At 71.4% G+C, this 3915-nt stretch carries 5 protein-coding genes; 4 read left to right on the top strand and 1 reads right to left on the bottom strand.

Annotated elements, in window-relative coordinates; genetic code table 11:
* The 4 genes from DVH02_RS33995 to nusB all read left to right on the top strand — a co-directional run.
* The coding region (locus DVH02_RS33995; protein ID WP_233518632.1) for an AAA family ATPase at positions 1-626 on the top strand (626 nt) is incomplete at its 5' end.
* 342 nt (positions 627-968) lie between these two features.
* Complete coding sequence (locus tag DVH02_RS33990) at positions 969-2081, top strand: aminopeptidase P family protein (protein ID WP_114627678.1); 1113 nt, start codon at positions 969-971, stop codon at positions 2079-2081.
* 62 nt (positions 2082-2143) lie between these two features.
* On the top strand, positions 2144-2710 hold the full coding sequence (efp, locus tag DVH02_RS33985; RefSeq protein WP_114627677.1) for an elongation factor P: 567 nt from the start codon (positions 2144-2146) through the stop codon (positions 2708-2710).
* Positions 2711-2712: 2 nt separating this feature from the next.
* Positions 2713-3141, top strand: coding sequence for a transcription antitermination factor NusB (gene nusB, locus DVH02_RS33980; protein WP_114627676.1), 429 nt, complete (start codon positions 2713-2715; stop codon positions 3139-3141).
* A 94-nt stretch (positions 3142-3235) separates the two neighbouring features.
* On the opposite strand, the gene bldD is transcribed toward nusB, so the two are convergent.
* Positions 3236-3736, bottom strand: coding sequence for a transcriptional regulator BldD (gene bldD / locus DVH02_RS33975; protein ID WP_023542978.1), 501 nt, complete (start codon positions 3734-3736; stop codon positions 3236-3238).
* Between the last annotated feature and the right edge of the window lie 179 nt (positions 3737-3915).

Raw genomic sequence — 3915 nt, 5'->3', positions numbered from 1 at the left:
CCCTCGGCCTGGGGCGGGGCGGCCCGGTCCCGCTGCCCGCCCCGCCCCAGGCCGAGGGCGGCACGGGTACGGCGACCCTCGCGGTCCTGCTCATCGGCCCGGCCGGTGCGGGCAAGACGACCGTGGCGCGGCACTGGGCGCGCAGCCGCCGGGTGCCCACGGCGCACATCAGCCTCGACGACGTCCGCGAGTGGGTCTGCGCCGGATTCGCCGACCCGCAGACGGGGTGGAACGAGCACTCCGAGGCGCAGTACCGGCTGGCCCGGCGCACCTGCGGCTTCGCCGCGCGCAACTTCCTGGCCAACGGGATCTCCTGCATCCTGGACGACGCCGTCTTCCCGGACCGCCCGGTGGTCGGCCTCGGCGGCTGGAAGCGCCATGTGGGCCCCGGTCTGCTGCCGGTCGTCCTGCTCCCCGGTCTGGAGATCGTCCTGGAGCGCAACGCCGAGCGCAGCGGCAACCGGCGGCTCGACGACGAGGAAGTGGCCGGCATCCACGGCCGGATGGCGGGCTGGTACGGCTCGGGGCTGCCGATCATCGACAACTCTGGCTATGACGTGGAGACCACCGCCCGGGTCCTGGACGACGTCCTGGCCCGCTCGCTGGCCAGCCCGCCCAGCTGGTGACGCGGACCCGTCGGGCGCGCTGCCCCGGCGGGCGCGGTGCCCGGCCGGGGTCCCGGGGGCGGGTCCGCGAAGTCCCGCCCGGTCGACGGCGTCCGGCACGCACGCTCGCGGCGATGTCGGGATCTCCCCGGTACCTCCGGTACCGGGCGCCCCTCCGCCTCGCGCGCGCCTCGCGCGAGGCGCTCGGCGTCCGAAGGACGAATCAGCGCGCCGGACGCCGTCGGCCCCGCGCCGCGGGCGGACGACGCTCCGTCGCGGACACGCCCTGACCCGTCCGGACGCCCTGACCCGTCCGGACGCGCTGAACCGGCCGGGTGACGGGCCCGCTCGTACGATCGGGTCATGTCAGACGTGTACGCGGTCCGCCGCGCGCGGCTGCGGGACCGGTACGCCGCGGCGGGCAGCACCGCGGCTCTGGTCTCGCGCCCCGCCAACGTCCGCTATCTCGCGGGTGGGGCGCCGCCGGGTGCGGTGCTGCTGCTCGGGCCGGGCGAGGACACGCTGCTGTGCCCCCGTACCGCCGAAGGGACCGGGACCGAGGGCGGCGGCCGGGTCGACGAGCGGCTGCGGGTCTCGGTGCTGCCCACCGCCTCCGGAGATCCCGCGGTGGCCGCCGCCGGGCTGCTCGTCGCCTCGGCAGCCGAGTCGCTGGCCGTCGAGGAACATCATCTGACCGTCTCCCGGCACCGGGCGATCGGCTCGGTCGCGCCCAGGCTGGCCCTCACGGATCTGGCGGGCGCGGTCGAACAGCAGCGGATCGTCAAGGACGAGGGGGAGATCGCCTGTCTGCGGATCGCCGCGGAGATCGCCGACCAGGCGCTGGGCGAACTCCTGGAGTCGATCCTGGTGGGCCGCACCGAACGCCATCTGGCGCTGGAGCTGGAGCGGCGCCTCATCGACCACGGCGCCGACGGCCCCGCGTTCCCCACCAGCGTCGCCACCGGACCGCACTCCGGCCGACCGGGACACCGTCCTTCGGACCGGCGGGTCGAGGAAGGCGATTTCCTCTTCGTGGGCCTGGGCGCGGACTACCGCGGCTACCGGTGTCTGATCGGCCGTACCTTCGTCATCGGTACCTCGCCCGCCGACTGGCAGATCGAGCTGTACGAACTCGTCTTCGCGGCACAACGCGCAGGTCGCGAGGGGCTTGTGCCCGGGATGGGCTACCGCGACGTGGACCGCGCGAGCCGGCAGCCGCTGGAGGCGGCGGGGTACGGCGAGGGGCTCGCGCCGCGTACCGGACACGGAGTCGGACTGGAAATCGAAGAGGACCCGCAGCTCGCCCCCGCCGCCATGGGTAAACTGGACGCTTGTGTGCCGGTCACCGTCGGACCGGGGGTCCACCTCCCGGGCCGGGGCGGTGTCCGGATCGATGACACGCTCGTCGTCCGCCCCGAGGCGGACGGCGGACCCGAGCTACTCACCATCACGACCAAGGAACTGCTCGCGCTCTAGGACCCGCTCCTGGTGCGCGACCCCGGTCGTCCACCAGCTTCAGTCCAGGAGATTCCGCAACCGTGGCTTCCACGAACGACCTCAAGAACGGCCTGGTGCTCAAGCTCGACGGAGGCCAGCTCTGGTCCGTCGTCGAGTTCCAGCACGTCAAGCCCGGTAAGGGCCCGGCCTTTGTGCGTACCAAGCTGAAGAACGTGCTCTCCGGCAAGGTCGTCGACAAGACCTTCAACGCCGGTGTGAAGGTCGAGACGGCCACCGTCGACCGCCGCGACATGGAGTTCTCCTACATGGACGGCGAGTACTTCGTCTTCATGGACATGCAGACCTATGATCAGCTGATGATCGACCGCAAGGCGGTCGGCGACGCGGCGAACTTCCTGATCGAGGGCTTCAAGGCCAGCGTCGCGCAGCACGAGGGCGAGGTGCTCTACGTCGAGCTGCCCGCCGCCGTCGAGCTGACGATCCAGCACACCGACCCGGGCGTCCAGGGCGACCGCTCCACCGGTGGCACCAAGCCGGCGACGCTGGAGACCGGCTACGAGATCGGTGTTCCGCTCTTCATCACCACCGGCGAGAAGATCAAGGTCGACACGCGTACCGGCGATTACCTCGGCCGGGTGAACAGCTAACCGTGGCTGCCCGGAGCAACGCCCGAAAGCGTGCCTTCCAGATCCTCTTCGAGGCCGACCAGCGCGGGGAATCCGTGCAGACGGTCCTCGCGGACTGGGTACGGCATTCCCGGAGCGACGACCGACAGCCCGCCGTCAACGAGTACACGATGGAGCTGGTCGAGGGGTACGCGGAGCACGCGGCCCGGATCGACGAGCTGATCTCCACCTACGCCGTGGACTGGACGCTCGACCGGATGCCGGTGGCCGACCGGAACATCGTCCGGCTGGGCGCGTACGAGCTGGTGTGGGCGGACGGCACGCCGGACGCGGTGGCGATCGACGAGGCGGTGCAGCTCGCCAAGGAGTTCTCCACCGACGAGTCCCCGGCCTTCGTCAACGGCCTGCTGGGCCGTTTCAAGGGCCTCAAGCAGAACCTGCGCCGCGCCTGAGGCTCCACCGCGACGCACCGGAGGGCGGCCCCGTACACAGGATGTACGGGGCCGCCCTCCGGAGGTGACGTTTCTCTGACGGGTTGCCGGTCGGTCAGCCCTCGTCGTGGGCGACCGCGCGACGCGCGTCCGCGTCCAGGACACCCCAGCTGATGAGCTGCTCGGTCAGGACCGAGGGCGACTGGTCGTAGATCACGGCGAGGGTGCGCAGATCGTCCTGGCGGATCGAGAGCACCTTGCCGTTGTAGTCGCCGCGCTGGCTCTGGATCGTCGCCGCGTAGCGCTGGAGGGGGCCCGCCTTCTCCTGCGGGACGTGCGCCAGCCGCTCCAGATCGAGAACGAGCTTCGGCGGCGGCTCAGCGGCTCCACCGGGCGTCGTGCCGGGAAGGAGCTCCTGCACCGGGACCCCGTAGAAATCCGCCAGCTCGGCGAGGCGCTGCACCGTGACAGCACGGTCCCCGCGCTCGTACGAACCGACCACCACTGCCTTCCAGCGGCCCTGGGACTTCTCCTCCACGCCGTGGAGCGAGAGGCCCTGCTGGGTGCGGATGGCACGGAGTTTGGCCCCGAGCTGCTTTGCGTATTCGCTGGACATATAGCTCCCCGGACGCTGGAACATTGTGCGGCTCCGCCGCGTGGTTGGTAACTCACTGTGAGGTTACGCAGCGTTACTTGGATGCGTCAAGCCGAAAGCGGAGTGACAAGGTCGGCACCGGCTCCGTACCGCGCTCCGTACCGCGCCCCGACCGGGTCGCGGTACGGAGCGCGGTACGG

It is taken from the genome of Streptomyces corynorhini, assembly GCF_003346515.1.
GTDB lineage: Bacteria > Actinomycetota > Actinomycetes > Streptomycetales > Streptomycetaceae > Streptomyces > Streptomyces corynorhini.
This window is presented reverse-complemented; position numbering and strand designations above follow the sequence as displayed.

What these genes read in the sequence shown, in the direction of transcription:
- bldD (WP_023542978.1), bottom strand. Translation starts at nt 3,736, where the DNA reads ATGTCCAGCGAATACGCAAAGCAGCTCGGGGCCAAACTCCGTGCCATC.
- DVH02_RS33990 (WP_114627678.1), top strand. Translation starts at nt 969, where the DNA reads ATGTCAGACGTGTACGCGGTCCGCCGCGCGCGGCTGCGGGACCGGTAC.